The organism is Xanthomonas sp. XNM01 (genome assembly GCF_014851915.1).
In the GTDB taxonomy this organism is placed as follows: domain Bacteria; phylum Pseudomonadota; class Gammaproteobacteria; order Xanthomonadales; family Xanthomonadaceae; genus Pseudoxanthomonas.
In genome coordinates this window covers 27,869-53,393 of the sequence record NZ_JACVAP010000005.1, presented here as the reverse complement: position 1 = coordinate 53,393, position 25,525 = coordinate 27,869, and the positions used below count along the sequence as shown (strand labels likewise).

Annotated in this window: 23 protein-coding genes; 13 read left to right on the top strand and 10 right to left on the bottom strand. The window is 71.7% G+C overall.

From position 1 onward, the window contains the following. Positions 1 to 671 precede the first annotated feature (671 nt). The 7 genes from IB242_RS16925 (at position 672) to IB242_RS16895 (ending at position 6,957) form a co-directional block, all read left to right on the top strand. Entirely contained in the window at positions 672 to 2,483 is a 1,812-nt protein-coding gene (locus tag IB242_RS16925; protein ID WP_192282346.1) for a Na/Pi symporter, read from the top strand. A 373-nt stretch (positions 2,484 to 2,856) separates the two neighbouring features. Continuing rightward, positions 2,857 to 3,642 (top strand): ATP-binding cassette domain-containing protein, encoded by a 786-nt coding sequence (locus tag IB242_RS16920; protein ID WP_192282344.1) that lies wholly within the window; start codon positions 2,857 to 2,859, stop codon positions 3,640 to 3,642. Beyond that, positions 3,642 to 4,391 (top strand): MlaE family lipid ABC transporter permease subunit, encoded by a 750-nt coding sequence (locus tag IB242_RS16915; protein ID WP_192282336.1) that lies wholly within the window; start codon positions 3,642 to 3,644, stop codon positions 4,389 to 4,391. The genes IB242_RS16920 and IB242_RS16915 overlap by 1 nt, the downstream gene beginning before the upstream one ends. A gap of 107 nt (positions 4,392 to 4,498) precedes the next feature. Further along, the gene (mlaD, locus tag IB242_RS16910) at positions 4,499 to 5,017 is read left to right on the top strand and encodes an outer membrane lipid asymmetry maintenance protein MlaD (protein ID WP_192282334.1); all 519 of its coding nucleotides are present in this window, start codon (positions 4,499 to 4,501) and stop codon (positions 5,015 to 5,017) included. Continuing rightward, positions 5,014 to 5,658, top strand: a complete 645-nt coding sequence (locus IB242_RS16905; RefSeq protein WP_192282332.1) for an ABC transporter substrate-binding protein — start codon at positions 5,014 to 5,016, stop codon at positions 5,656 to 5,658. Before mlaD ends, IB242_RS16905 begins: the two co-directional genes overlap by 4 nt. Continuing rightward, the gene (locus tag IB242_RS16900; protein ID WP_192282323.1) at positions 5,645 to 5,953 is read left to right on the top strand and encodes an STAS domain-containing protein; all 309 of its coding nucleotides are present in this window, start codon (positions 5,645 to 5,647) and stop codon (positions 5,951 to 5,953) included. Before IB242_RS16905 ends, IB242_RS16900 begins: the two co-directional genes overlap by 14 nt. Next, entirely contained in the window at positions 5,950 to 6,957 is a 1,008-nt protein-coding gene (locus IB242_RS16895; RefSeq protein ID WP_192282321.1) for a VacJ family lipoprotein, read from the top strand. The genes IB242_RS16900 and IB242_RS16895 overlap by 4 nt, the downstream gene beginning before the upstream one ends. 270 nt (positions 6,958 to 7,227) lie before the next feature. On the opposite strand, the gene IB242_RS16890 is transcribed toward IB242_RS16895, so the two are convergent. The 7 genes from IB242_RS16890 to IB242_RS16860 form a co-directional block, all read right to left on the bottom strand. Next, positions 7,228 to 7,701, bottom strand: coding sequence for a hypothetical protein (locus IB242_RS16890; protein ID WP_225540800.1), 474 nt, complete (start codon positions 7,699 to 7,701; stop codon positions 7,228 to 7,230). Beyond that, a complete protein-coding gene (locus IB242_RS16885) occupies positions 7,701 to 8,090 on the bottom strand; it encodes a hypothetical protein (protein ID WP_192282319.1) in 390 nt (129 codons plus the stop codon). Before IB242_RS16885 ends, IB242_RS16890 begins: the two co-directional genes overlap by 1 nt. Positions 8,091 to 8,137: 47 nt before the next feature. Next, complete coding sequence (locus IB242_RS16880) at positions 8,138 to 8,683, bottom strand: glutathione peroxidase (RefSeq protein WP_192282317.1); 546 nt, start codon at positions 8,681 to 8,683, stop codon at positions 8,138 to 8,140. A gap of 193 nt (positions 8,684 to 8,876) precedes the next feature. After that, a complete protein-coding gene (locus tag IB242_RS16875) occupies positions 8,877 to 9,257 on the bottom strand; it encodes a hypothetical protein (RefSeq protein WP_192282316.1) in 381 nt (126 codons plus the stop codon). Positions 9,258 to 9,750: 493 nt separating this feature from the next. Then, positions 9,751 to 11,271, bottom strand: a complete 1,521-nt coding sequence (rmuC, locus tag IB242_RS16870; protein WP_192282313.1) for a DNA recombination protein RmuC — start codon at positions 11,269 to 11,271, stop codon at positions 9,751 to 9,753. Between the two features lie 246 nt (positions 11,272 to 11,517). Next, positions 11,518 to 13,272, bottom strand: coding sequence for a diguanylate cyclase (locus IB242_RS16865; RefSeq protein WP_192282311.1), 1,755 nt, complete (start codon positions 13,270 to 13,272; stop codon positions 11,518 to 11,520). A gap of 89 nt (positions 13,273 to 13,361) precedes the next feature. Next, positions 13,362 to 14,543, bottom strand: a complete 1,182-nt coding sequence (locus tag IB242_RS16860) for a class I SAM-dependent rRNA methyltransferase (RefSeq protein ID WP_192282303.1) — start codon at positions 14,541 to 14,543, stop codon at positions 13,362 to 13,364. Between the two features lie 228 nt (positions 14,544 to 14,771). On the opposite strand from IB242_RS16860, the gene IB242_RS16855 reads away from it, so the two are divergent. Then, complete coding sequence (locus tag IB242_RS16855; protein WP_192282301.1) at positions 14,772 to 17,003, top strand: NADP-dependent isocitrate dehydrogenase; 2,232 nt, start codon at positions 14,772 to 14,774, stop codon at positions 17,001 to 17,003. Between the two features lie 289 nt (positions 17,004 to 17,292). Further along, a complete protein-coding gene (gene aceK, locus IB242_RS16850) occupies positions 17,293 to 19,020 on the top strand; it encodes a bifunctional isocitrate dehydrogenase kinase/phosphatase (RefSeq protein ID WP_192282299.1) in 1,728 nt (575 codons plus the stop codon). 691 nt (positions 19,021 to 19,711) lie between these two features. Here aceK and IB242_RS16845 read toward each other — a convergent pair. Next, positions 19,712 to 20,752 carry an NADP-dependent oxidoreductase gene (locus tag IB242_RS16845; protein ID WP_192282297.1) on the bottom strand — a complete coding sequence of 347 codons (1,041 nt, stop codon included), beginning with the start codon at positions 20,750 to 20,752 and terminating at the stop codon, positions 19,712 to 19,714. A 75-nt stretch (positions 20,753 to 20,827) separates the two neighbouring features. Here IB242_RS16845 and IB242_RS16840 point away from each other — a divergent pair, with 75 nt between their 5' ends. Beyond that, positions 20,828 to 21,496 (top strand): hypothetical protein, encoded by a 669-nt coding sequence (locus tag IB242_RS16840; RefSeq protein WP_192282295.1) that lies wholly within the window; start codon positions 20,828 to 20,830, stop codon positions 21,494 to 21,496. Here IB242_RS16840 and IB242_RS16835 read toward each other — a convergent pair. Continuing rightward, positions 21,407 to 22,372 carry an aldo/keto reductase gene (locus IB242_RS16835; protein WP_192282293.1) on the bottom strand — a complete coding sequence of 322 codons (966 nt, stop codon included), beginning with the start codon at positions 22,370 to 22,372 and terminating at the stop codon, positions 21,407 to 21,409. The genes IB242_RS16840 and IB242_RS16835 overlap by 90 nt on opposite strands. Positions 22,373 to 22,554: 182 nt before the next feature. On the opposite strand from IB242_RS16835, the gene IB242_RS16830 reads away from it, so the two are divergent. From IB242_RS16830 to IB242_RS16820, 3 genes are all read left to right on the top strand, one after another. Next, on the top strand, positions 22,555 to 23,415 hold the full coding sequence (locus IB242_RS16830) for a class I SAM-dependent methyltransferase (RefSeq protein WP_192282291.1): 861 nt from the start codon (positions 22,555 to 22,557) through the stop codon (positions 23,413 to 23,415). A gap of 217 nt (positions 23,416 to 23,632) precedes the next feature. Next, positions 23,633 to 23,929 (top strand): putative quinol monooxygenase, encoded by a 297-nt coding sequence (locus IB242_RS16825; protein ID WP_192282289.1) that lies wholly within the window; start codon positions 23,633 to 23,635, stop codon positions 23,927 to 23,929. Positions 23,930 to 24,017: 88 nt separating this feature from the next. After that, positions 24,018 to 24,578 (top strand): pseudouridine synthase, encoded by a 561-nt coding sequence (locus IB242_RS16820; RefSeq protein ID WP_192282287.1) that lies wholly within the window; start codon positions 24,018 to 24,020, stop codon positions 24,576 to 24,578. A gap of 417 nt (positions 24,579 to 24,995) precedes the next feature. Here the strand turns inward: IB242_RS16820 and IB242_RS16815 are convergent, their stop codons facing one another. Then, positions 24,996 to 25,370: a hypothetical protein gene (locus tag IB242_RS16815; protein ID WP_192282285.1), complete on the bottom strand. Its 375-nt coding sequence runs from the start codon at positions 25,368 to 25,370 to the stop codon at positions 24,996 to 24,998. Positions 25,371 to 25,525 lie beyond the last annotated feature (155 nt).

The window sequence follows — 25,525 nt, the reverse complement described above, 5'->3', positions numbered from 1 at the left end:
TGGGGGGCCGCAGCCACGCCCGCCATGCCTGGATACGCACGATCCAGAAAGGATGGATGGCGGTCGCGCTCAAGCGCGCTCCTGCAGCGGATGCGGTGCGCCGTGGACCAGGCTCCCGCAGGGGGGGCCGCAGCCACGACCGCCATGCCTGGACACGCACGATCCGGAAAGGATGGATGGCGGTCGCGCTCAAGCGCGCTCCTGCAGCGGATGCGATGCGCCGTGGACCAGGCTCCCGCAGGGGTGGCCGCAGCCATCACCGCCATGCCTGGATACGCACGATCCGGAAAGGATGGATGGCGGTCGCGCTCAAGCGCGTTCCTGCAGCGGATGCGGTGCGCCGTGGACCAGGCTCCCGTGGGAGTGGCCGCAGCCAGGCCCACCATGCCTGGATACGCCCGCTCCGGCATGGATGCAGGACGGCACGATTCGCGCAGCGCCTGCCGGCGATGAGCCGGGCTGCGGGATGCGCGGATCGAGCCCGTTCGCGACGCATGCTGGAGAAGCGTGGACCGCAGCGCTTCCGGAACCACGCCGACGCCATGCATCGGCGGCTTCGATGGGGAACGGCCCCGCCGCGCTCGCCTGCACGCCCTGGCGAGCGGGGCCGGGTGCGTCCGGCACAGGTGCGCGTCGATAATGCGCGCCCTGTTCCCCATGGATGGCCGCCGATGAACTACCGGATGCTGCTGGCGATGCTGGCCGCAGGTGCGCTGGGCTGGTCGTTCTGGAACAGCGATGGCTGGCTGCAGCTGTGCGCGGGCCTGGCGATCTTCCTGTTCGGCATGCAGTGCCTGGAGGAAGGCCTGCGCCAGCTGGCCGGCGGCCGCCTGGAGCAGCTGCTGGCGCGCAGCACCAGCACCCCGACGCGGGCGTTGCTGTTCGGCATCGGCGGGACCACGCTGCTGCAGTCGAGCACGCTGGTGTCGCTGCTGACCATCGCCTTCATCAGCACCGGGCTGATCCAGCTGGCCGGCGGCATCGCCGTCATCTTCGGCGCCAACCTGGGCGCGACCAGCGGCATCTGGCTGCTGGCGCTGGCCGGTCAGAACGTGAGCCTGTCGCCGCTGGCGCTGCCGCTGCTGGTGTTCGGCGTGCTGGCCGGGTTCTGCGGCGCGACCGGCAAGGCGGCCGGGCGCGTGGTGCTGGGCGTGGCCTTCATCTTTCTGGGCATCGACCAGATCAAGGCCGGCTTCGAGGCCTTCGGCGGGCTGGACGTCACCGCGGTGCAGGGCGCGGGCGTGGCCGGCACGCTGTTGTTCGTCGCCGGCGGCCTGGTCGCCACGGTGATCCTGCAGTCCAGCCACGCCACGCTGATGCTGACCCTGGCCGCGCTGGCCGGCGGCCAGCTGCAGCTGGAGCAGAGCCTGGCCATCGCGATCGGCTCGAACGTAGGCAGCAGCGTCAGCACGGCGGTGGTCGGCATGCTCGGCGGCAACCGCAGCGGCCAGCGCCTGGCCCTGGCGCACGTGCTGTTCAACGCGGTCACCGCGGTGCTGGCGCTGGTGCTGCTGGTGCCGCTGACCTGGCTGGTGAAGGCGGCGTCGGGCCTGGCCGGCTTCGGCGACAACCCGCTGCTGCAGCTGGCGCTGTTCCACACCACGTTCAACGCCGGCGGCGTGCTGCTGTTCTGGCCGTGGCAGGCGCAGCTGGCCGCGCGCCTGCAGCGCTGGCTGCCCGAGCACGCCGAACCGCCGGTCACGGTGGTGGTGCCGGTGGCCGACGAGCGCCTGCGCGCGGTGCACCTGAGCGGACCGGCGCTGGAGTCGGCCGATGCGGCGGCGGCGGCGGTCGCGCTGGAACTGCGCCGGCTCGGCAAGCTGAGCCTGGAGGTGATCTGCCAGGCGCTGTGCCTGCCGCAGGCGCAGCTGGAGGCCGAACAGGCCGACACCGCCCTGCTCGATGCCGAGCCGGTGGCCTGCGCCGATGCCGAGATGCTGTACCAGCACCGGGTCAAGGGCGTATACGGCGATCTGCTGGCCTTCATGGGCCGGCTGGAGATCCCGCTGGACGAGGAACACCAGCGCTTCTGGTCCGGCAGCCAGCTGGCCGCGCTGCAGATGGTCAACGCGGTGAAGGGCGCCAAGCACCTGCAGAAGAACCTGGGCCTGCGCCTGCAGGAGCCGGATTCGGCGCTGCGCGCGATCTACGTCGAGCTGCGCCGGCACCTGTTCACGCAGATCCACGCGCTGTACGCGCTCGGCCATGCGCTGCCGGATGCGCCGCAGCTGCACGCGCGACTGGACGTGCTGGATGCCGAGGCGGCCGCGTTCGATGCGCGCTTCCGCCAGCAGCTGTTCGCCCAGGTGCGTGCCGGCACCCTCGACGGCCTGCAGGCCGGATCGCTGCTCAACGACCAGGGTTATGCCGAGCGGATCTACCGCAGCCTGCGCGAAGTGGTCGCGTTCGCCGATGAACCTGGATCGTTGCGGGAACTGCGTCGGCTGGCGAGCGGCAATGGCGCGGAGTCGGCGAATGCCTGAAAGGCCGGTGTGATGGCGCGGCGGCATGCGACGGCGACCGGACCTTTCGCGCGAGTGGTGGTCGGCCTCCAGCGGCCTCCTGCAGAGGGCATCGGGGCCGCTGCGCCGCCATGAGCCGGCGGAGACGGCAACATCCGCGTGCCTGCATCCCGCATGCGCTCCCCGCGCTGCCGCGCCAGCCAGCGGTCGCGGCCCGTTTCCGGCCGCACCGGCCGCCTGCGATGCACGTCGTGCGCCGCTCCAGGGATGGTGAATCCCAACTTCCTGCACTGCCTGCAGCGCGGTGGCTGTGAGATTATTGGACGCTCCGGTTCGCTTTTGTTCAGTGCCCCGCACCGAAGCTAGCCCGTTGTTCGACCCAAGCCCCCCCGCGATGACCCCATCCGTTCCCGCCGTGCATCTGTCCGACGCCCGCCTCGATCGCGGTGGGCGCACGATCCTGCGTGGCCTGGATCTGACCATCCCGCGCGGCAGCATCACCGCGGTGCTCGGGCCGTCCGGCACCGGCAAGTCGACCCTGCTGGCGGCGCTGACCGGCGAGCTGGTGCCGGCCACCGGCACGGTCGAGGTGTTCGGCCAGCCGGTGCCGCGCAGCCCGCGCGCGCTGCTGGAGATGCGCAAGGGCATCGGCGTGCTGCTGCAGGGCAACGGCCTGCTGACCGACCTGTCGGTGGCCGAGAACGTGGCGCTGCCGCTGCGCACCCACACCACGCTGCCCGAGCCGGTACTGCAGCGGCTGGTGGCGATGAAGCTCAACGCGGTGGGCCTGCGTTCGGCCGCCGACCTGCATCCGCGCGAGCTGTCCGGCGGCATGGCCCGGCGCGTGGCGCTGGCCCGCGCGCTGGCGCTGGACCCGCCGCTGATGGTCTACGACGAGCCGCTGACCGGGCTGGACCCGATCGCCTCGGGCGTGATCATGAGCCTGATCGAGCGCCTGTCGCGCAGCCTGGGCCTGACCAGCATCATCGTGAGCCACCACGTGCGCGAGACCCTGCCGATCGCCGACCAGGCGGTGGTGATCGCCAACGGCGGCATCGTCTTCGACGGCACCCCGGCCGCGCTGGAAGCCAGCGCCGACCCGCTGCTGCGCCAGTTCCTGCACGGCGCGCCCGACGGCCCGATCCCGTTCGAAAGCACCCGCACCCGGGAGGTGGCCTGATGGCCGTGGCCGCTTCGCTGCAGTCGCTGGGCCGCGCCGGCCTGTTTTCGCTGTCGGTGTTCGCCGCCTCGAAGCCGACCGCCGACTTCTTCCGCGAGCTGACCCGCGAGATCTACAAGATCGGTGGCCGTTCGCTGCCGATCATTGCCGTTGGCGGCGCGTTCGTCGGCCTCGTGCTGACCCTGCAGGGCTACCGCACGCTGACCACGTTCGGTGCGTCCGATGCGCTGTCGACCCTGCTCGGCCTGTCGCTGTACCGCGAGCTGGGCCCGGTGCTGACCGCGCTGCTGTTCATCGGCCGCGCCGGCAGCTCGATCTCGGCCGAGCTGGGCCTGATGCGCGCCACCGACCAGATCAAGGCGCTGGAGCTGATGGCGATCGACCCGATCGCCAAGGCGGTGGCACCGCGCTTCTGGGCCGCGGTGCTGTGCGTGCCGCTGCTGACCGGCTTCTTCTGCTCGCTGGCGATCAGCGCCAGCTGGTTCGAGGCGGTGAAGGTGCTCGGCCTGGACAACGGCACGTTCTGGGCCGCACTGCAGGGTAGCGTCGATTTCTGGGACGACTTCGGCGTGGCGATGCTGAAGTCGGCCGTGTTCGGCGGTACCGCCGCGCTGACCGCCTCGTACGTGGGCTTCCACGCCGAACCGACCATCGAGGGCACCTCGGTGGCCACCACGCGCGCGGTGGTCAACGCCTCGCTGCTGGTGCTGATGCTGAACTTCGTGATGTCGGCCCTGCTGTTCCAGTGAGGCCGGCGCACTGCCGGATGCCGCGCACCGATGCGCAGCCCGGCCCGCAAGTGTGGTCCCCGCAACACCGCAATCCCCTTTCAGAACGTTTCGACAGGTAACCGCCCATGGCACTCCGTGGTCCAAGACTCGAACTGGCGGTCGGCGCCTTCCTGGTGCTGGCGCTGGCCTCGCTGCTGGTGCTGGCCTTCGCCTCGACCAACCGGCAGTTCGGCCTCGGCGGCGGCAGCTACGCGCTGACCGCACGCTTCACCAACCTCGGCCAGCTGCGCCTGCAGGCGCCGGTCAAGATCGGCGGCGTGGTCGTGGGCCGGGTCGAGAAGGTCGAGCTGGATCCGGTCCGTTTCGATTCGATCGTCACCCTGGCCATCGACGACAGGTACGTCGACCTGCCCGGCGACACCTCGGCCGGCATCTTCACCAGCGGCCTGCTCGGCGAGAGCTACATCGGCCTGCAGCCGGGCGGCGATCCCGAACCGCTGAAGGACGGCGACGAGATCGCGTTCACCCAGCCGGCGATCGACCTGCTGCAGCTGGTCGGCAAATACATGTTCAGCGGCGGTGCGCCGGGCAGCAGCGATCCTGCACCCGCACCGGCCACGCCTACGGAGGAAGCCCCGCAATGAAGCCCATGATCCTTGCACTCGCCCTGACCGCCGCCCTGGCGGCCACCGCTCCGGCACCCGCCCAGGCGCAGGCCGCCGCGACCACCCAGACCGCGGCCAAGCCCGGCCAGCAGGTCGTCGACAACGGCACCCGCATCCTCAACACGCTGCAGCAGCGCCGCGCCGAGTTCAGCAAGAGCCCGGCCGCGCTGAAGTCGTTCATCGACGGCGAGCTGCGTTCCAGCTTCGACCGCGACTACGCCGCCCGTCTGGTGCTGGGCGCGCACGGCCGCGGCGCCTCGGATGCGGACATCAAGCTGTTCGCCGATGCGATGACCGACAACCTGATGCAGCGCTACGGCGCGGCGCTGCTGTCGTTCGACGGCAAGCCGCGGATCCGCCTGAAGTCGGAGACGCCGCTGCCGAACAACCGCGGCGTGCGCGTGTCCACCGAGCTGCTGCGCGAAGGCGGCAACCCGATCCCGGTCGACTACTTCGTGCGCGACAACGGCGGCTGGAAGATCTTCGACGTGTCGGTCGAGGGCGTGTCGTACGTGCAGACCTTCCGCACCCAGTTCGACGCACCGCTGCGGCAGAAGTCGATCGCGCAGGTCGCCGCCGACCTGCGCAGCGGCGCGATCCAGACCAATGAACCGCGCTGAGCCGGCGTCGGTCACGCGCGCCGGCGAGCGCCTGCGCATCGCCGGCGCGCTGGACCGCGCCTCGGCGACCGCGTTGTGGCCTGCGCTCGAGCGCCAGGCGGCGGGCGCCGCGGTGCTCGACCTGACCGGCGTGGTCCGTCTGGACAGCGCCGGACTGGCGCTGCTGGCCGAGCTGGCCGCGCGCCTGCGCCAGCAGGGCCCGCTGCGGATCGACGGCGATCCGGACGGACTGGCCGACCTGCGCGCCGCCTATCGCCTCGGCGACACCCTCGATTACGTGGCCAACACCCCATGAACGTGCGCTTCCCCCTCCCCTTCGCCGCCCTCGTGCTCCTCGGCCTGGTCGGCTGCGCCAGCGCACCCAGGCCCGGCACCGCGATGCCCTCCGATGCCGAGGTGGTGACCGGCACCGCCGCGCAGGGTCCGTCCGACGGGCCGGCCGTCCCCGCGCCGACCGATCCGGCGCCGGCGCCTGTGGTGGACGCGCCCGTCGAAGGCGACGCCACGGCCACCGCCGACCTGCCGGTCAGCGAGGCCGAGGACGATTACGCGGCGCTGTACGGCGATGCCTCGGCCACCGCCGGGACCGATCCGGCCGCGGCCGCCTACGATCCGTGGGAGCCGATGAACCGCCGGATCCACGCGTTCAACAACGTGGTCGACCGCGGCGTCGCACGGCCGCTGGCGCGCGCCTACGTGGCGGTGGTGCCGCAGCCGGTCCGGCTGGGCGTGACCAACTTCTTCGACAACCTCGGTTCGCCGCTGACCATGGTCAACCAGCTGCTGCAGGGCCGCCCGCGCGATGCGGTGCAGACCCTGGGCCGCTTCGTGGTCAACAGCACGCTCGGCATCGGCGGCGTGTTCGACCCGGCCAGCGATCTGAAGATGAAGCGCCGCAGCGAGGATTTCGGCCAGACCCTGGGCACCTGGGGCTGGCGCCGCTCGCGGTACGTGGAGCTGCCGTTCTTCGGCCCGCGCACGCTGCGCGACGTGTTCGGCCTGGCCGGCGACTATCCGCTGTCGGCCACGCGCCAGGTCGATGACGACACCGTGCGCTACGGGCTGCAGGGCCTGCAGCTGGTCGATACCCGCGCGCAGCTGCTGTCGATCGACTCGCTGCGCGAAGGCGCCGCCGACGACTACGTGCTGGTGCGCGATGCCTGGCTGCAGCGCCGCAACTACCAGATCCAGATGGACCTGCGCCGCACCCGCGACGACGAGTTGCCGGACTACCTGCGCGACGAGGACGAGCGCGACCCGATGGTGCCGGCCGGCGCGATGCCGATTCCCGGCGGTTGAGCCGGCGCGGCCGCACGCCGCGATCGCATGCGACACCGACAGGCCCGGGAGCGATCCCGGGCCTTGTCGTTTGCCGGGACAGGCACGGCTGCACGGCGGGAACGCATGCGGCGCGGGCCGTGCGTCGACGCATCGCCGAGGGCGTGGGTGGCACGCCGCCGCCATCGCCCGATGCGCACGACCGACGGTGCCGCAGCGCCCATGGCGCAGGCGCCGACACGCCGCTCGGACTGGATCAGGCCGCGACGGGCGACCGCGCAACGCAACCGATCAACCGGCGGTCCGCGACAGCCGCGCCCAGGACTGGCGGAGCCCGACCAGGTGGACGAGGCCGATCAGCACGCAGAGCGCGGAGCTCGCCCACCAGAACGCCGCACTGTTGCCGGGGAAGTACGCCATGACCCGCACCACCGCGACGCCGCGCAGCAGATACAGGGTGGTGATGGCGCAGAGTGCGGTGCGCAGCAGCGGCAGGCGACCGATCACGCCGGCGCCGGACAGCGCATAGGCGCTCCAGCCCAGCAGCACGGCCGCGATCAACAAGGTGACGACGGTCGGGTACCAGTGCCCCGCAAGGTGCAGTTGCGCCATCTGCTCGCCGGCGCCCATCAGCCGGAACATCGGGGCACCGATCGCCAGGCAGGCCAGGTGCAGCACCGCCGCCATCGCGCTGAACGCGGCGGCGGCAGCCAGCAGGGCGCGGCCCGGCCGGGCCGGCGCTTCCGCGGTCGACGGATGCGGCATCACCGCGGCGACCGCCCGGACCCGTGGCCGGACGAAGCGCCTGCCGCCGTCGGACACCGGTAGCGGACCACCTCCCTGCCGGGTAGCAGAGTTTCGTCGATGAGGCGGCGTCCATCCGCCGACAACCTGAAGCGCACCGGGGACAACCAGGTTTCGCCCTCGCCCGACAGCTCGGCGATCAGGGCGATCTCGTCGTCGGCACGTGCCACCACGGCGCGGATCGGGCCGTCGCTCTCCCAGTAGGTGATGTGCCCGGGCGCGATGCGCAGGACCAGGTCGTCCGTGTCGGAGCCACAGGCCTCGGGACTGCCGGCCCATTGGCCGACGAACCGTTCCGGCACGCTGGCCGTGCCGTGTGCGGCCAGCGCCGCGAGCGGCGACAGCGACACCGCAGCGGCGATCAGGGCCGCCGCGCGTCGCGCGGACCGGCCGCCACTCACTGCGCGAGCGCGGTGTCGATGGCGGCGAGCAGGCGCGGATCCTCGGCCGTCACATCGGGTGAGAAGCGGCCGACCACGCTGCCGTCCCGTCCGATCAGGAACTTCTCGAAGTTCCACAGCACGCCCGGCTGCGGGTTGATCTCGATGCCCAGACCCTGCAGCCGCTCCCGGAACGGGCCCTCGCCGGTGCTGGCCGGCTGCGTGGCGATCAACGCCTGGTACAGCGGATGGGTGGCTTCGCCGGTGACCGCGATCTTGGAGAACATCGGAAACGTCACGTCGTAGGTCAGCTGGCAGAACTGCTGGATCTCGGCCTCGCTGCCGGGCTCCTGGCCCTTGAAGTCGTTGGCCGGGAAGCCGAGCACCTGCAGGCCGGCGTCCCGCTTCTGGCGGTAGAGCTGTTCCAGGCCTTCGTACTGCTTCGTCAGGCCGCACCTGGACGCGACATTGACCACCAGCAGCACCTTGCCGGCGTGATCGCCGAGGGTCGCGGGCTGGCCGTCGATGGTGGTCAACGGAATCTGCTGCAGGGTCTGGCTCACGGCGGGGGCTCCTGGGGGTGCGGGTGCGGGACAACGGAGCGCGCAGCTTAGGCGCATGCGCACGACAGGTGCACGACGCGGACGATTCGAGCCCGGCGGCGTGACGCGCGGCCTGGTCCCGTCGCCGGGGTCGGGCGGTGGCGGGATGTGCCGGTGCGCGCTTCGGTGCGGTGGGGCGACGGCGGTCGGCGCTTCAGTCGACGCAGATCGTGCCCTGGGCCACGCCGCCCTCGATGCGCTGGCGGCAGCCGAAGTGCTCGCTCGCATCGCGCTGGCAGACGCCGCGCGCGGCGGTACCTGCCGGCACCGGCGCGGTCGCCAGGCACTGGCCGGCGCAATCGCTCCTGCTGCTGCAGGCCCTGCCGGCATCGCCGTACGGCACCACGCACTGTTCGCGCTGCAGCCGCCCCAGCGCGCGCACCACGCCGCCCTGCGCGGCGCAGCTCGCCTGCAGGTCGGTCGTGGCCGCGGGCGTCGCATCGGGGCTGGCGGTCGGCGCACCCGCGCCGGTACTGCACGCGGCGAGACCGAGCATCAGGGCCAGCGGGAGAATCAGGGTCCAGCGATGCTGCATCGGGGCACTCCATGCGATGGGAAGCGGCGACACCGCCGCACCGCGATGATGCGATGCACAGGGCCGCGCGCGGCTGAACGGTCCACAGCATGGACGCCGGCGCGTCTGCATGCGGTCCATGTGTCCGCCGTCGACGCGGGTGTGAGGTCCGGGCATGGGCGCCAGCGTGAGGGTCGCGGTCGATGCGTGTCCCGTGCATGCGGTCGCGGCGACGGCCGCTCCGGCGCGAGCGGGCGATCCATGCGGCGTCGCGATGCCGTCGTAGGAACGCGCGAACGCGACCGCCTGCGCGACGGCGGCGGCCACCGCGGTTCACTCATGACGGGCGCGCCTGCGGGAGCACGTGCTCCGGACGACGTCGCAACACGCCCAGGAGCGCACTCGAGCGCGACCACCCGCGTGCCGGTGGCGGCCAATGCGTTCCCCGGCAGGGCAGTCGCGGCTGAGGCGGCTCCTGCAGAAGCGCGCCGCCGTCAGCGCGGCGGGGCATGCATCAGTCGCGCGCGGCATCCTCATCGGTCGTGCCGTCGTTCTCCGGCTCCGGGCCCAGATCGCCCAGCAACTGCTGGCTCTGCTCCTGCGACAGCGATTCGACGCCGCGCAGCTGACGTTCGATCGCGCGGGTGCGCACGCCGGCGGCCTTGATGCTGTTCTGCACGGTACCCAGCTGCGAGGTGGCTTTCTCCAGCACGGTGGCGAACTTGCCGAACTCGGCCTTGACCGCGCCCAGCACCTGCCAGACCTCGCTGGAGCGCTGCTCGATGGCCAGCGTGCGGAAGCCCATCTGCAGGCTGTTGAGCAGCGCGGTGATGGTGGTCGGGCCGGCGATGACGATGCGATGCTCGCGCTGCAGCAGGTCGACCAGGCCGGCGCGGCGGATGGTTTCCGCGTACAGGCCTTCGGTCGGCAGGAACATCACCGCGAAATCGGTGGTGTGCGGCGGGCACACGTACTTGTCGCTGATCGATTTTGCCTGCACCCGGATCGCCCGTTCGAGCTGGGCGGCGGCGGACTTCACCGCCTCGGCATCGGCCTGTTCCTGCGCGTCGAGCAGGCGCTCGTAGTCCTCGCGCGGGAACTTGGCGTCGATCGGCAGCCACACCGGCGTGTCGTACTGGCCGCGCCCGGGCAGGCGCACGGCGAAGTCCACCGCCTCGGCCGATTCGGGGCGGACCCGCACGCTGCGCGCGTACTGCTCCTGGGTCAGGGTCTGCTCGAGGATGTTGTCCAGCTGCACCTCGCCCCAGCCACCGCGGTTCTTGACGTTGCTCAGCACGCGCTTGAGGTCGCCCACGCCGGTGGCCAGCTGCTGCATCTCGCCCAGGCCGCGCTGGACCTGCTCGAGCCGTTCGGAGACCAGCTTGAACGAGGAATCCAGCCGCGTGGTCAGCGTGCTCTGCAGCTTCTCGTCGACGGTCTCGCGCATCTTCTCCAGCTTCTGCGCGTTGTCCTCCTGCAGCGCGCGCAGCTGCTGTTCCAGGGTGGCGCGCATCTCGCCGATGCGCTGTTCGTTGCGCTGGGTCAGTTCGGCCAGGCGCAGGTTCAGCGATTCGGCGAAGCGCTGCTGCGACTCCTGGCTTTCCTGGCGCGCCACGCGCGCGTCCTCGGCGAGGCTGGCGCGCAGTGCGGCCAGCTGCTCGCCGAAGGCCTGGATGCGCGCATCCTGCTGGCGGCCGAACAGGTCCAGCTGGCTGCGGACCTCGGTCATCCGCTGCGACAGCAGCTCCCCCAGGCCGGTCTGCGCCTGCGCGCTCTCGGCGCGGCCTTTGCGCGCGTCCTCGGCCAGGCCGTCGCGCAGCTGGTCCAGGCGCGCATCGCTGCGCGCGCCCAGCGCGTCCAGCTGCTGGCGCAGCTCGCCACGGCCCTCGCGCTGCTCGGCGCGCAGCGCCTCTTCCAATGCGGCACGCAGGCGGTCGACGCCGCTGTCGGGGCGGCGCAGCAGCAGCGCGACGAGGAAAGCGAGCACGGCCAGGACGAGGCCGGTGAGCAGGTAGAGCAGTGCGGTATCGGTCATGCGTGCAGTGTAGCGGCGGCGGTCTCAGGGATCGCGACCGGACGCGTGCCGCACCGCCTTCCTGCACCGCGACATGCCAGGCGTGGATGCAAGGCCATGCACACCGGCGGCCCGTGCACGAAAGCGCCGCGCGTCGTCTGCAGCCGGTGTGTGAGCCGGCACCGGGCGGCGCCTCGCAGGAGCCGTCTCCGCGGTGAGCCCGCGCAGGCAGCGGCCAGGCCGCGATCACCCGCCGCCTGTCACCACTCAGTCGTCGTGCCGGCGCGCGGTCTGCCCGCGGCGCGCCCGCCGCCACGCGTACAGGGCGTGGTCGGCGCGGACCAGCGCCTCGCCCAGCGCCTCGCCCGGCGCCTGCAGCGCGGTGCCCAGGCTGAAGGCGATCGGCGCGATGGCGGCGCGATCCAGATACTCCTGGACCGCACGCTCCAGCAGCGCGGCATCGGCCTGCGCCAGCAGCAGCAGGAACTCGTCGCCGCCCAGGCGCACCAGCACGTCCTCGCCATGCAACGGCGCCGACAGGAAGCGTGCGGTGGCCGTCAGCACCTCGTCGCCGCGCTGGTGGCCCCAGGTGTCGTTGACCTGCTTGAAGCCGTCCAGGTCGAAGGCGATGCAGCCCCAGCCGGCATCGGGACCGCGGTCGCGGTCGATCTGCGCCAGGTAGCGGCGGTTGCGGCAGCCGGTCAGCGGATCGGTGAAGGACCACTCCAGCAGCTGCTTGCCCTGTTCGTGCTCGATGGTGATGTCCTGGGCGTGCACGAGCGCCTGCGGCTGGCCGGTATCGAGATCGGTGTCGAGGGCGCTGTGGTATTTCCAGTAGCGCACCCCGCCGTCGTCGGCCAGCAGGCCGATCACGCCCGATGCGGAGCCCTCGGCGGACAACCGGGCCAGATAGGCGGACAGCGCGGCCTGTTGCGGCACCGGCATCAGCGTGTGCAGCGCCCGCTGCTCCAGCGCCCGGACCGGGTAGCCGAGCGAGCGCGCCGCGGCAGGATTGACGCTGAGCAGCGTGCCCTGCATGTCGTGGATGCAGATCAGGCCCAGGCTGTTGTCGAACAGCTTGCGGTACTTGCGCTCGCTGGCGGCCAGCGCCTGGGTGGCCTGGCGCCGCTCGGTCACGTCCTGCAGCGCGCCGATCAGGATGCGGCGTCCATCCTGCTGCTCGCAGGTGCCATTGGCCCGCACCCAGATGCTGCGGCCATGCGCGGTGACCATGGGCAGCTCCAGGTCCCAGGCGCGCTCCTCGGCGATCGCGGTCGCCACGGCCTGGGCGATGGCCTCGCGGCCATCGGGCGCGTAGTAGCCGATCGCCTCCTCCAGGCTGGGCTGGTGGCCGTCGGGCAGGTCGTGGATGCGGCAGGTCTGGTGGGACCAGAGCAGCGCGTTGCTCTCCAGGTCCAGCTGCCAGCCGCCGACACCGGCGATGCGCCCGGTGCGTTCGAGGAAGGCTTCGCTGGCCCGGACCCGCTGCTCCAGCTCGTCGGCGGCGCGGGCGCGCTCGAGCACCCGCCCGCGCTGCTCCAGACCCTCGGCGGCGACGTCGGCCAGGCACGCCAGCGCGGCGAGCTGGTCGGGGCGGAGCCGGCGCGGCTGCCGGTCGATCACGCAGACCGCACCCATGCGCAGGCCGTCGGGCATCACGATGGGCGCGCCGGCGTAGTAGCGGATGGCGGGGCCGCCGGTGACCAGCGGGTTGGCCTGGAAGCGGGCGTCGGCGGTCGCGTCCGGCACTTCCAGCACGGAGTCGCCTTCGATGGTGTGCGTGCAGAACGCATGCTCGCGCGGCACCTGGGTCAGCTCGACGTCCCCGGCGCGGGCCTTGGCCCACTGGTGCCGGGCATCGACCAGGGTGACCAGCGCCACCGGGGTGCCGGCGATCGCGCAGGCCGCGGCGGCCAGGGCGTCGAAGAACGGCTCGGCGGCGGTGTCGAGGACATCGAGGCCGTGCAGGCGCGCCAGGCGCTGCGTCTCGCGGTCGTCTGGCGCAGGTCGGGGCTGGCTCACGCGACTCCCTCATGCCGCAGCGGGTCCGGCCCCAGTGTAGGCCGGACCGTGAACGCGGACGTGACGCCGCGTCCGGACCCCGGCCGGGCTCAGTCCAGCACGCGGCAGAACACCGCCTTGAGGTAGCGCGATTCCGGCACGTGGGCCAGGAACGGGTGGTCGGCGCCGGCGCCGGACACCTTCAGCACCTGCACGGTACGGCCGGCATAGAACGCCGCGCGGCGCAGCATGTCGAGGAACTGGTCCTCGGCCACCAGGCCGGTGCAGGAGAACGTGGCGAACAGGCCGCCGGGCTTGACCACCCCCAGCGCCAGCTTGTTCATGTCCAGGTACTTCTTCAGCGCGGTGATGACCTGGTCGCGGTCGCGGGTCATCTTGGCCGGGTCCAGGATCACCGCGTCGTACAGGTCGCCGCGCGCGGCCGCATCGCGCAGCCACGGGAAGATGTCGGCCTGGACGAACTTCGGGCGCACGTTGTTGAGCTTGGCGTTGCCCTTGGCGATCTCGATCACCGCCTCGTCGATGTCCACGCCGGTGACCTCGGCGGCGCCGCGCGCCGCCGCGTACACGGCGAAACCGCCGGTGTTGCAGCACAGGTCGAGCACGCGCCGGCCCGCCACCTGCTGCGAGAACCAGTCGCGGTTGTCGCGCTGGTCGGCGAAGAAGCCGGTCTTGTGCGCGCCGGCCGGATCGGCGCGGAAACGCACGCCGTGCTCGGTGATCACCGCCGGCTCGGGGCTGCCGCCCTCGCTGTAGACCGGGCGGTAGTCGAAGCTCTCCTGCTTCTGCACGTGTTCTTCGGCGAAGCTGTAGATGCGTGCGCCATCGAACTGCTCGCGCAGCGCGGCGTAGATCCACTCGCGGTGGCGGTACATGCCGGCGCTGAAGAACTCGACCACCAGCAGGTCGGCGTAACGGTCCACGACCAGGCCCGACAGGCCGTCGCCCTCGGCATGGACCACGCGCCAGGCGTCGGACACCCGGTCCAGCTGCAGCACGTCGCGGCGCAGCGAGACCGCGGCGGCGATCTTGTCGCGGAACCAGCCGGCATCGACGGTGACGTCCGGGTCGGTTTCCAGGATCCGCAGCGCGATGCGCGAGTGACCGTTGTAGAAGCCGCGGCCGATCCAGTCGCCGTCGACGTTGACCACGTCGACGATCTCGCCCGGACGCGGCCGTTGCGCGGGCTTCTCGACCAGTTTCTGGAAGATCCAGGGATGGTTGGAACGCCAGGCGTTCTTCAACCGCACGAGGGGGAGTGAATTCGTCATCGGGCTATTGTACGGCCGCCGCGAGCGCCGCCGTGCAGGCCGTACCCGGGCGCATGGGCGGCGTCGGCTTGGTTGCCCATGCAACCGCGCAGGCACGGCCGAAACGCGCGACAATGCGGGGGTTTCACTGCACGCGTCCCCCACCCGCCGCGCCTGCCGCCGCGCACGCCCGGACCATGCGCGCAGCGCCTCATTCCGTCGAACCGCAAGAGAGAGTCCCTGCAGACCATGTCGAACACGCCGAAGATCATCTACACGCTCACCGACGAAGCCCCGTTCCTGGCCACCCAGTCCCTGCTGCCGATCGTGGAGGCGTTCACCGCCACCGCCGGCATCGCGGTGGAGACCCGCGACATCTCGCTGGCCGGCCGCATCCTGGCGCAGTTCCCGGACAAACTGAGCGATGCGCAGAAGATCGGCGATCACCTGTCCGAGCTGGGCGAGCTGGCGACCAAGCCGGAAGCCAACATCATCAAGCTGCCGAACATCTCGGCCTCGGTGCCGCAGCTGAAGGCCGCGATCAAGGAGCTGCAGGCGCAGGGTTACCCGCTGCCGGCCTATCCCGATGAGCCGAAGGACGCCGCCGAGCAGGACGTCAAGGCGCGCTACGACCGGGTCAAGGGCAGCGCGGTGAACCCGGTGCTGCGCGAGGGCAATTCCGACCGCCGCGCGCCGTTGTCGGTGAAGAACTACGCCCGCAAGCACCCGCACCGCATGGGCGCGTGGAGTGCGGACTCGAAGTCGCACGTGGCGCACATGGCCGGCGGCGATTTCTACGGCAGCGAGCAGTCGGCGACGATCGCCGAGGCCGGCAGCCTGAAGATCGAGCTGGTCCAGGCCGACGGCAAGACCGTCGTGCTGAAGGAGAAGACCGCGGTGAAGGCCGGCGAGATCGTCGACGCCTCCACGATGAGCCGCAAGGCGCTGGCCGCGTTCATCGCCGAGCAGATCGCCGATGCGAAGGCCCAGGGCGTGCTGTTCTCGCTGCACCTGAAGGCGACGATGATGAAGGTCTCCGACCCGATCATGTTCGGCGTCGTCGTCAACGAGTTCTACAAGGACGCGCTGGCCAAGCACGCCGACGCGCTGAAGTCGGTCGGCTTCGACGCCGACAACGGCATCGGCGACCTGTACGCGCGCATCGGCAGCCTGCCGGACGCCCAGCAGGCCGCGATCAAGGCCGACATCGACGCCGTCTACGCGCAGGCGCCGGCGCTGGCGATGGTCAACTCGGACAAGGGCATCACCAACCTGCACGTGCCGAGCGACGTGATCGTCGACGCCTCGATGCCGGCGATGATCCGCGACTCCGGCGGCATGTGGAACGCGCAGGGCAAGCTGCAGGACGCCAAGGCCGTGATCCCGGACCGCAGCTACGCCGGCGTGTACCAGGCCGTGATCGAAGACTGCAAGGCGCACGGCGCCTACGACCCGACCACGATGGGCAGCGTGCCCAACGTCGGCCTGATGGCGCAGAAGGCCGAGGAATACGGCAGCCACGACAAGACCTTCAAGATTGCCGCCGACGGCACCGTGCGCGTCACCGACGCCAGCGGCGCGGTGGTGTTCGAGCATGCGGTCGAGGCAGGCGACATCTGGCGCATGTGCCAGACCAAGGACGCGCCGATCCAGGACTGGGTCAAGCTGGCCGTCACCCGCGCCCGCCTCAGCGGCACCCCGGCGGTGTTCTGGCTGGACAGCGCGCGCGCGCACGACCGCCAGGTGATCGCCAAGGTCGAGCAGTACCTGAAGGACCACGACACCGCCGGCCTGGACATCCGCGTGCTGTCGCCGGTCGAGGCGACGCAGTTCTCGATCGAGCGCATCCGCAAGGGCCAGGACACGATCTCGGTCACCGGCAACGTGCTGCGCGACTACCTGACCGACCTGTTCCCGATCCTGGAGCTGGGCACCAGCGCCAAGATGCTGTCGATCGTGCCGCTGATGGCTGGTGGCGGCCTGTTCGAAACCGGCGCCGGCGGTTCGGCCCCCAAGCACGTGCAGCAGTTCGTCGAGGAAGGCTATCTGCGCTGGGATTCGCTGGGCGAGTTCCTGGCCCTGGCCGCCTCGCTCGAGCACCTGGCCCAGCAGTACGACAACGCCGCCGCCGGCGTGCTGGCCACCGCGCTGGACCAGGCCAACGGCCTGATCCTGGACAACAACCGCTCGCCGGCGCGCAAGGTCGGTGAGCTGGACAACCGCGGCAGCCACTTCTATCTGGCGCTGTACTGGGCGCAGGCGCTGGCCGCGCAGGACCAGGACGCCGGCCTGAAGGCGACCTTCGCCCCGCTGGCCAAGGCATTGGCTGACGGCGAAAGCGCGATCCTGGCCGAGCTGGTCGCCGCCCAGGGCAAGCCGGTCGACATCGGCGGCTACTACCAGCCGGACCTGGCCAAGGCCGGCCCGGCGATGCGCCCGAGCAGCACCCTCAACGCCGCGCTGGCGACGCTGAAGGGCTGATCGCGCGACGGCCCGCCGCTTCCACGGGGCGGGCCCGACGGCACCACGGACGGCCGGGCAACCGGCCGTTCGCGTGTCCGGCTGGTGGAACGCGGCGGCGCGGCGCGCCGGATCCCGGCCGGCCCACGGGCCGGTCGGCGCCGTCGCCGGTGCGGCTTGAACGTCGCCGGAGCGGCATGCATCCTCGCCCGATACGGCTTCGGAGAGGCGCACGCATGCCAGATGCCACGCTGCGGACGACGGCGGCACGGCCGGCAGGCCACATCGGCCCCAAGCGGTGTCCGCAACGATGAACGGCGCGGCCGCGGCCGGACCGCGTGCGGACCGCGTCGCGCAGGCGATCCACGACGCCTTCGTCGCCTACCACGCCGGGTTCGCCGCGATCAGCGCGCGTGCCAGGCGCCGGTTCGAAACCCGCGACTGGGCCGCCGCCCGTGCAGACGCCGCCGAACGCATCGGCCTCTACGACCACTGCATCGACGCCTGCCGCGAGCGGCTCGAGCGGACCCTTGGCCAGGACGCGCACGACCCGGCGCTGTGGGCGGCCATCCGCGACGCCTACGCCACGCTGATCGAGCCGCAGCTCGACCGCGAGCTGTACAAGACCTTCTACAACACCCTGACCCGGCGCTTCTTCGGCACCCGCGGCGTGGACCCGGCGATCGAGTTCGTCGCGCTGGACATCGCACCGACCGACGCGATCACCCATCCGGCCGCGCGGCGCAGCTACGCGGTGTCCGAACTGCGCCCGACCGAGACCTTCGACCGCGTGCTCGAGCACGTCCGCTTCGACGTGCCGTACGCGCACCGCACCCGCTGCGCCGCGGCGATCGCGGTGCGCCTGCAGGACGACCTGGCGCACTGGGGCAGCGGCCAGCCGGTCCGCGGCATCGAGCTGCTGGACACCGTGTTCTACCGCGAGCGCCGCGCCTACCTGGTCGGACGCGTGTTCGGCGAACACCGCTTCTCGCCCTGCGTGATCGCACTGGTCAACGACGACGCCGGCATCCGCGCCGAGGCGGTGCTGACACGGCGCGCCGACGTGGCCCAGCTGTTCGGCGTGTCGCGCAGCTACTTCCAGGCCGACCTGCCGACCGTCGGCGACGCGGTGGTGTTCCTGCGCTCGCTGCTGCCGAACAAGCCGGTCGACGAGCTCTACACCGTGCTCGGCCGCGCCAAGCAGGGCAAGACCGAACGCTACCGCAGCTTCTTCCGCTACTTCGCCGCGCACCCCGACGAGCGCCTGGTCCGCGCCGAGGGCACGCCGGGCACGGTGATGGCGGTGTTCACGCTGCCCGGGCAGCCGCTGGTGTTCAAGGTGATCCGCGACCGCTGGGCCAAGCAGGTCACCCGCGCCCAGGTAGAGGAACGCTACGCGCGCGTGTTCACCGGCGACCGCGTCGGCCGCCTGCTGGACGCGCAGCCCTACCGCCACCTGCGCTTCCCGCGCGCGCGCTTCGATCCGGCGCTGCTGGACGAACTGCTGACCCGCTGCAGCACGGGCGTCAGCGAGGACGGCACCGACATCGTCGTGCACCTGTGCTACGTGCAGCGCCGGCTGCGGCCGCTCGACCTGTACCTGCGCGAGCAGACGCCCGAGCGTGCGCGCGAGGCCGCGCTCGACTACGCCCGGGCGATCGCCGACATGGCCCGCAGCAACGTCTTTCCCGGCGACATGCTGCTGAAGAACTTCGGCGTGTCGCGCCACGGCCGCGTGGTGTTCTACGACTACGACGAGGTCGAGCCGGTCACCGACCTGCAGTTCCGCGACTGGCCGCAGCCGCGCGACGACCAGGACCGGCTGGCCGACGACGCCTGGTTCCACGTCGGCCCGCACGATGTCTTCCCGGAGCGCTTCGCGCTGTTCATGGGGCTGCCGGCGCCGCTGCTGAAAGCCGTGCAGCACGCGCAGGCCGGCCTGTTCCAGGCGCAATGGTGGCGCGAACTGCAGGCGCGCCTGCGCGAGAACGACTGGCCGGACACGCCGCCCTATCCGGCATCGCTGCGGCTGGCCTGAAGCCGCGCTGCCGTTGCGCGCGTGCGGACGACGGGCGCTTCGGCGGGAGGGCGCGGCTGGGGCCGCTCCTACGGATGAACCGACTCGCGTCGCACGCGTCACTGTAGGAGCGCGCTTGAGCACAACCTCCCTGCATGCCGGCGCGACCGATGCGTGACCGGGCATGGCGGTCGCGGCTGGGGCCGCTCCTACGGATCACCCCATTCGCGCTGCACGCGCCCCCGTAGGAGCGCGCTTGAGCGCGACCTCCTGCATGCCGGCGCGGCCGATGCGTGACCGGGCATGGCGGTCGCGACTGAAGCCGCTCCTACGGATCACCCCATTCGCGCCGCATGCGTCACTGTAGGAGCGCGCTTGAGCGCGACCTCCCTGCATGCCGGCGCGGCCGATGCGTGACCGGGCATGGCGGTCGCGGCTGGGGCCGCTCCTACGGATCACCCCATTCGCGCCGCATGCGCCCCTGTAGGAGCGCGCTTGAGCGCGATCTCCCCGCATCCCGTCGCGGCCGGTGCGTGGCCGGGCATGGCGGTCGCGGCTGGGGCCGCTCCTACGGATCGCCCCATTCGCGCCGCACGCGTCCCTGTAGGAGCGCGCTTGAGCACGACCTCCCTGCATCCCGGCGCGGCCGGTGCGTGACCGGGCATGGCGGTCGCGGCTGGGGCCGCTCCTACGGATGAACCCGCTTGCGTGGCTAGGGATCGATCCGCACCACCACCTTGCCGAAATTGCCGCCGCGCAGCAGCTCGACCAGCGCCTGCGGTGCGTGCTCCAGGCCGTCGATCACATGTTCGCGGTAGCGGATCGTCCCCTCGCGCAGCCACTGGCCCATCTCGCGCAGGAACTCCGGATACAGGCGGATGAAATCGCGCTGGATGAAGCCGCGGAAGGTCAGCCGCTGGCGCAGGATCTGGCCGAGCAGGGCCGGCATGCGGTCGGGCCCGGGCGGCAGCTCGCCGCGGCGGTTGTAGGTGGCGATGGTGCCGCAGACCGGGATGCGGGCGAAATCGTTCAACAGCGGCAGCACCGCGTCGAACACCTTGCCGCCGACGTTCTCGAAATAGATGTCGATGCCGTCCGGCACCGCGGCGCGCAGCTGCGCGGCGAAGTCGTCTGCGCGGTGGTCGAGCGCGGCATCCACGCCGAGCTCCTCGCGCAGGTAGCGCACCTTCTCGGGCCCGCCGGCGATCGCGACCACGCGCAGGCCCTGCAGTTTCGCCAGCTGCGCGACCGTGGCGCCGACCGGGCCGCTGGCTGCGGCCACGACCAGCGTTTCGCCAGGCTGCGGCTTGCCGATCTCGTGCAGGCCGGCATAGGCGGTGAAGCCGGGCATGCCGTACACGCCCAGCGCGGTGCTCGGCGGCAGCGCGTCGTGCGGATCGAGCCGGCGGGTCAGGCTGGCGCCATCGGCCACCGCATGCGTCTGCCAGCCACCGCCGGGCGCGAACACCCAGTCGCCGGCGGCCAGGCCGGGATGATGCGACTCGACCACCTCGGCCACGGTGCGGCCCTCCATCACCTCGCCCAGCGCCACCGGCGGCGCATAGGACGGGCCCTCGTCCATGCGACCACGCATGTACGGGTCCAGCGACAGGAAGCGGTTGCGCAGCAGGACCTGCCCCGGTCCGGCCTGCGGCAACGGCACGTCCTCGATGCGGAAGTTGTCCGGACCGGGCTCGCCGCTGGGGCGTGCGGCGAGGACGATACGGCGGTTGCGGGGGCTGTCGGTGCTCATCGAGGTCTCCTTCGTTCGCCGGGCGCAGCGAGGTCGGCTGCGCCGCGGACGGATGCGGCGGTGGGGTGCCGTCGCATGATCGCCGGCGGCGTGTGTGCCGGCCGCCAAACCTGGCGCGCGGACGGCATGGGATCGGCGGCCGGACCGGTCCTGACGGTGATGCAGGTACTCGACCACGGTGCCGTCCGGGTGGACCGGGTCGAACGCGGCAGTGGTCGCAGCGGGACCATGATCCGCGCGCCGGCCGCGACCAGCCACGCGTGGTACGGGCGGACGTCATCGACCAGCCGGGTGCCTGCGGTCGGGCGGAACGGCGCCGCGCTCGCGATGTCGCTCCCGACCAGCGGGCAAGGAACCCGGCGTCGCCAGGTGCAGGCCGGCGTCGGGGAACGGAACCCCGTCATCGGCCGGCACGCCCTGCCGCTGTTCGGGGACGCCCACTACCTGCTCCAGCCCACCGGACGGCACGAACACGCGGGTCAGCATCCGCAGCGCGCACTGGGCCGGGGTGTCGCTGCGGTGGCGCCACAGCGTGTCGAAACAGCCGGGCGCCCGGCGCATCGCGGCACCGGCAGCGTGCTGGTGCGCACGGCGGCTGCACTCCAGGCGGTACAGCAGGACGCAGCGCGAAGGTGGTGCAGGCCGGTCGGCGGCTCAGACGCCATCGTCGGCACTGGCCGTCTCCAGCGCGGCGAGTTCGTCTGCCGCCAGCGACAGCGCCGCGGCGCCGAGCAGTTCGCGTAGTTGCCCGGTGCTGGTGGCGCTGACGATCGGCGCGGTGATGCCGGGTCGGGCGATCTGCCAGGCCAGCGCCACCTGCGCCGGTGTGGCCCGGTGCGCGGCGGCCACCGCATCCAGCGCGGCCAGGATGCGCAGGCCCCGCGGGTCCAGGTACTTCCGGACCACGCCGGCGCCGCGGGCCGGGCTCTTCTTCGCATCGTCGGCGTTGCGGTACTTGCCGGAGAGGAAGCCGCTGGCGAGCGCGTAGTAGTTGATCACGCCCAGGCCGTGTTCGCGCGCCAGCGGTTCCAGCTCGTCTTCGTAGCCGGCGCGGTCGTACAGGTTGTACTCCGGCTGCAGGGTCTCGTAGCGCGGCAGGTTGAACTGGCGCGAGACCTCGAGCGCGTCGGCGAGCCGGCCGGCGCTGTAGTTGGACGCGCCGATCGCACGCACCTTGCCCTGCTCGACCAGGCGCGAGAATGCGCCGAGCGTTTCCTCCAGGGGCGTGGACGCATCGTCCTCGTGCGCCTGGTAGAGGTCGATCACGTCGGCCTGCAGGCGCCGCAGCGAGTCCTCGGCCGCGGCCTGGATGTTGTCGGCCGACAGGCCGGGCCGCTCGCGCCACTTGGCGACCTTGGTCGCCAGCACGATGCGGTCGCGGCGGCCGCCGCCCTGGGCCAGCCAGCGGCCGATGATGGTTTCCGACTCGCCGCCTGCATTGCCCGGCACCCAGGCCGAGTACGCGTCGGCGGTGTCGACCAGGTTGAAGCCGGCATCGACGAACGCATCGAGCAGGGCGAACGCGGTCTTTTCGTCGGCGCTCCAGCCGAACACGTTGCCGCCGAAGGCCAGCGGTGCGACCGTCAGACCGGAGCGGCCGAGTTCACGTCGGGTGGTCATCGCAGTCTCCACGGCACGGCGGACCAGCATAGTCAGTGCGCTGCCGCAGGCCGATGCGGATGGTGCGAAATCAGTGTTCCGCGGATGCGCTGCGGACTAACCGGGATCTAACACCGCAGTGCAGCGAATCGTCTACGCGCACGCGTGCTAGGCTCGCGGCACTTCGAACCCGGGAGTTCACGATGAACCGCATTCCGTTCGTGCGCGCCAGCCTGCTGGCGCTGGCGCTGTGCACCGCCATTCCGTCCGCGCTGGCGGTGAAGCCGGCCGACAGCGCCACCCTGCCCGCCCCCGATGCCGCGCTGCAGGCTGCGATCGACGGCAGCTGGCGCGACCCGGCCAATACGCTGCGCGACCCGCACCGGCACCCTGGCCAGACCCTGGCGTTCTTCAACATCGCGCCGACCCAGACCGTCATCGAGATCACCCCCGGCGGCGGCTGGTATGCCGAGATCCTGGCCCCCTACCTGCGCGATGGCGGCCAGTACGTCGCCGCGGTGGTCGACCCGGCGGCCGTCGCCGAGGGCCGCGGCCGCGATTACCAGCAGCGCGCGAAGGACGGACTGGAGGCGAAGTTCGCCGCGGCGCCGGCGCAGTTCGGCAAGGCCACCGTGGTCGCCTACGACCCGAAGGCACCGGTGTTCGGCGCGCCGGACTCGGCCGACCTGGTGGTGACCTTCCGCAACGTGCACAACTGGCGCATGTCCGGCCAGGATGCCGGCATGTTCCAGGGCTTTTTCGACGTGCTCAAGCCCGGTGGCGTGCTCGGCGTTGTCGAGCACCGCGCGAAGGCCGATGTGGCCGCGGACGACAAGAGCGGCTACGTCGGCCAGGACCAGGTGATCGCACTGGCCCGTGCCGCCGGCTTCGAGCTGTCCGGCAGCAGCGAGGTCAACGCCAACCCGCGCGATACCAGGGACCATCCGAACGGCGTGTGGACGCTGCCGCCGTCGAACAACCATCCGGAGGCCGACCGTGCGAAGTACCAGGCCATCGGCGAGAGCGACCGGATGACGCTGCGCTTCGTGAAGCCGCGCCCGTAACCGGGTGCCCTGCGCTGCCGCGGGCCCGGCGCGGGCCCGTGGCACGCGTTGCGTGAGCCGTGGGATCGACCGCTGCGCACTGGCCCGGCGGCTGCACCATGGCACGATCATCGAGACCATCGGGCCCGCCATGCAGCGCCGCCGTTTCTTCACCCTGCTGGTCGCCGGCGCGGCGTCACTGGCGCTGCCTGCATCCGCCTTGTCTGGAGCCACTCCCATGTACGGATTGATCGGAAAGATGCGCGCCCGGCCCGGGCAACGCGCGGCGCTGGCCGCGATCCTGCTCGACGGCGTCGCCGGCATGCCCGGCTGCCTGAGCTACGTGGTCGCCGAGGATCCGGCCGATGCCGACGCGCTGTGGATCACCGAGGTCTGGACCGATGCCGACAGCCACAAAGCCTCGCTCACGCTGCCCTCGGTCCGCGATGTGATCGCCCGCGGCCGGCCGCTGATCGCCGGTTTCGAATCGCACGTGGAGACGCGGCCGCTCGGCGGCCACGGCCTGGGCGCCTGAGTCCGCACCCATCGCGCCGCGCCGATGCGTTCGACCGGCACTGCAGCGTTCCGCACTCCCGCATTCAACGATCACCCTCACGCCGTCCATGCTCGTCCTGTTCAACAAGCCGTATGGGGTGCTGACCCAGTTCACCGACCGGGGCGCCACCGGCCACAGGACGCTGGCGGAGTTCGGCCTGCCAGCCGGCATCTACCCCGCCGGCCGGCTCGACCACGACAGCGAAGGCCTGCTGCTGCTCACCGACGACGGCGGCCTGGCGCACCGGCTGACCGATCCCCGCCACAAGCAGCCAAAGACCTACTGGGTGCAGGTGGAGGGCGACCCGCAGGCCGAACAGCTGCAGGCGCTGCGCGAAGGTGTGGTGCTGAAGGATGGGCCGACCCGGCCGGCGAAGATCCATCGGCTCGATCCGGCGCCGCCGCTGTGGCCGCGCGAGCCGCCGGTGCGCTTCCGCAAGACCGTGCCCGATGCCTGGCTCGAAGTGCAGATCAGCGAGGGCCGCAACCGCCAGGTGCGACGCATGACCGCCGCGGTCGGACTGCCGACGCTGCGGCTGGTGCGGGTGGCGATCGGTGCGCACAGGCTGGCCGGGCGCGGCGCGGAGGGTGGATGGCTGGCGCCGGGCGACTGGGTGCGGCTGGACTGAACCACCGCGACGATGCGGACCGGCGCGGTGGGATGACCGTGGGGATGCTGGCCTGACGCGGCCGATGCACGTGCACCGGACGAAGCGTCGCCTGTACGGAATGGTCATGCACAACGATGGCGCCGCCATCTCCTGGCGCCGCGTGACCGCTTTTCTCATCCCGCATCGGCGGACAGGCCGCATCCGCAGGATCGCGGCTGGCGTGCGCGTGCCTGAAGGATGGCATCGCCGTGCTTCCCGGCCGGCGCTGACGCGGCGCCAACGGCATCGAGGCGAGCCGCACGCACGTCCGCTGCGTGTGCAGCGCCGGCATGTTCGCAGCTGCAGCGCGATGCGTCGCGAACAGCGCGGACCGGCATCGCCCCGCCGGTAACGACGGGGCGATGCCGGTGGCGCCCACTTACTGGTGGAGCACGCTTACTCGGAGGCGGCGCTGCGACGGCTGCGCGAGCGGGCCGGTGCGCGGCGCGTGCTGGTCACCTTGCGGGCCTGGCCTTCGATCGGCTCGCCCTGCGCGTTCACCTGCTCACGACGCTTGCGATAGACGAAGTAGGCCAGCACACCGGCGCCGACGACCGCCGCGGCGGCGGCGACGGCCACCGGATTGCGACGGACCATGGTGGTGGCGACCTTGGCGCCGGTGCGTGCGGCGCCGAGCGCGGCGCCGGCCTTGAGCCATTTCTCCGCGTCGTGGCCGGCCCCGCGCAGGCTGGCGCCGGCATGACGCAGCCCGGTGCCGGCCTGGCCGGCCAGTTCGAGGGCGCGGTCGGTGATGATCGTGAGCTTGCTCATGCTGGACCCCGTGGAGGAAGGAGGAAGACGCCGCCAGTGTCGGCGACGGCCTGTGGACGATACGTCAGCACCCGGACCGATGCAGGCGCAGGCGCCGGGCATGGACGGTCGCGGTTCATCGGCCTGCCCGCGCAGCGCGGATCGGCAGCGTCGTC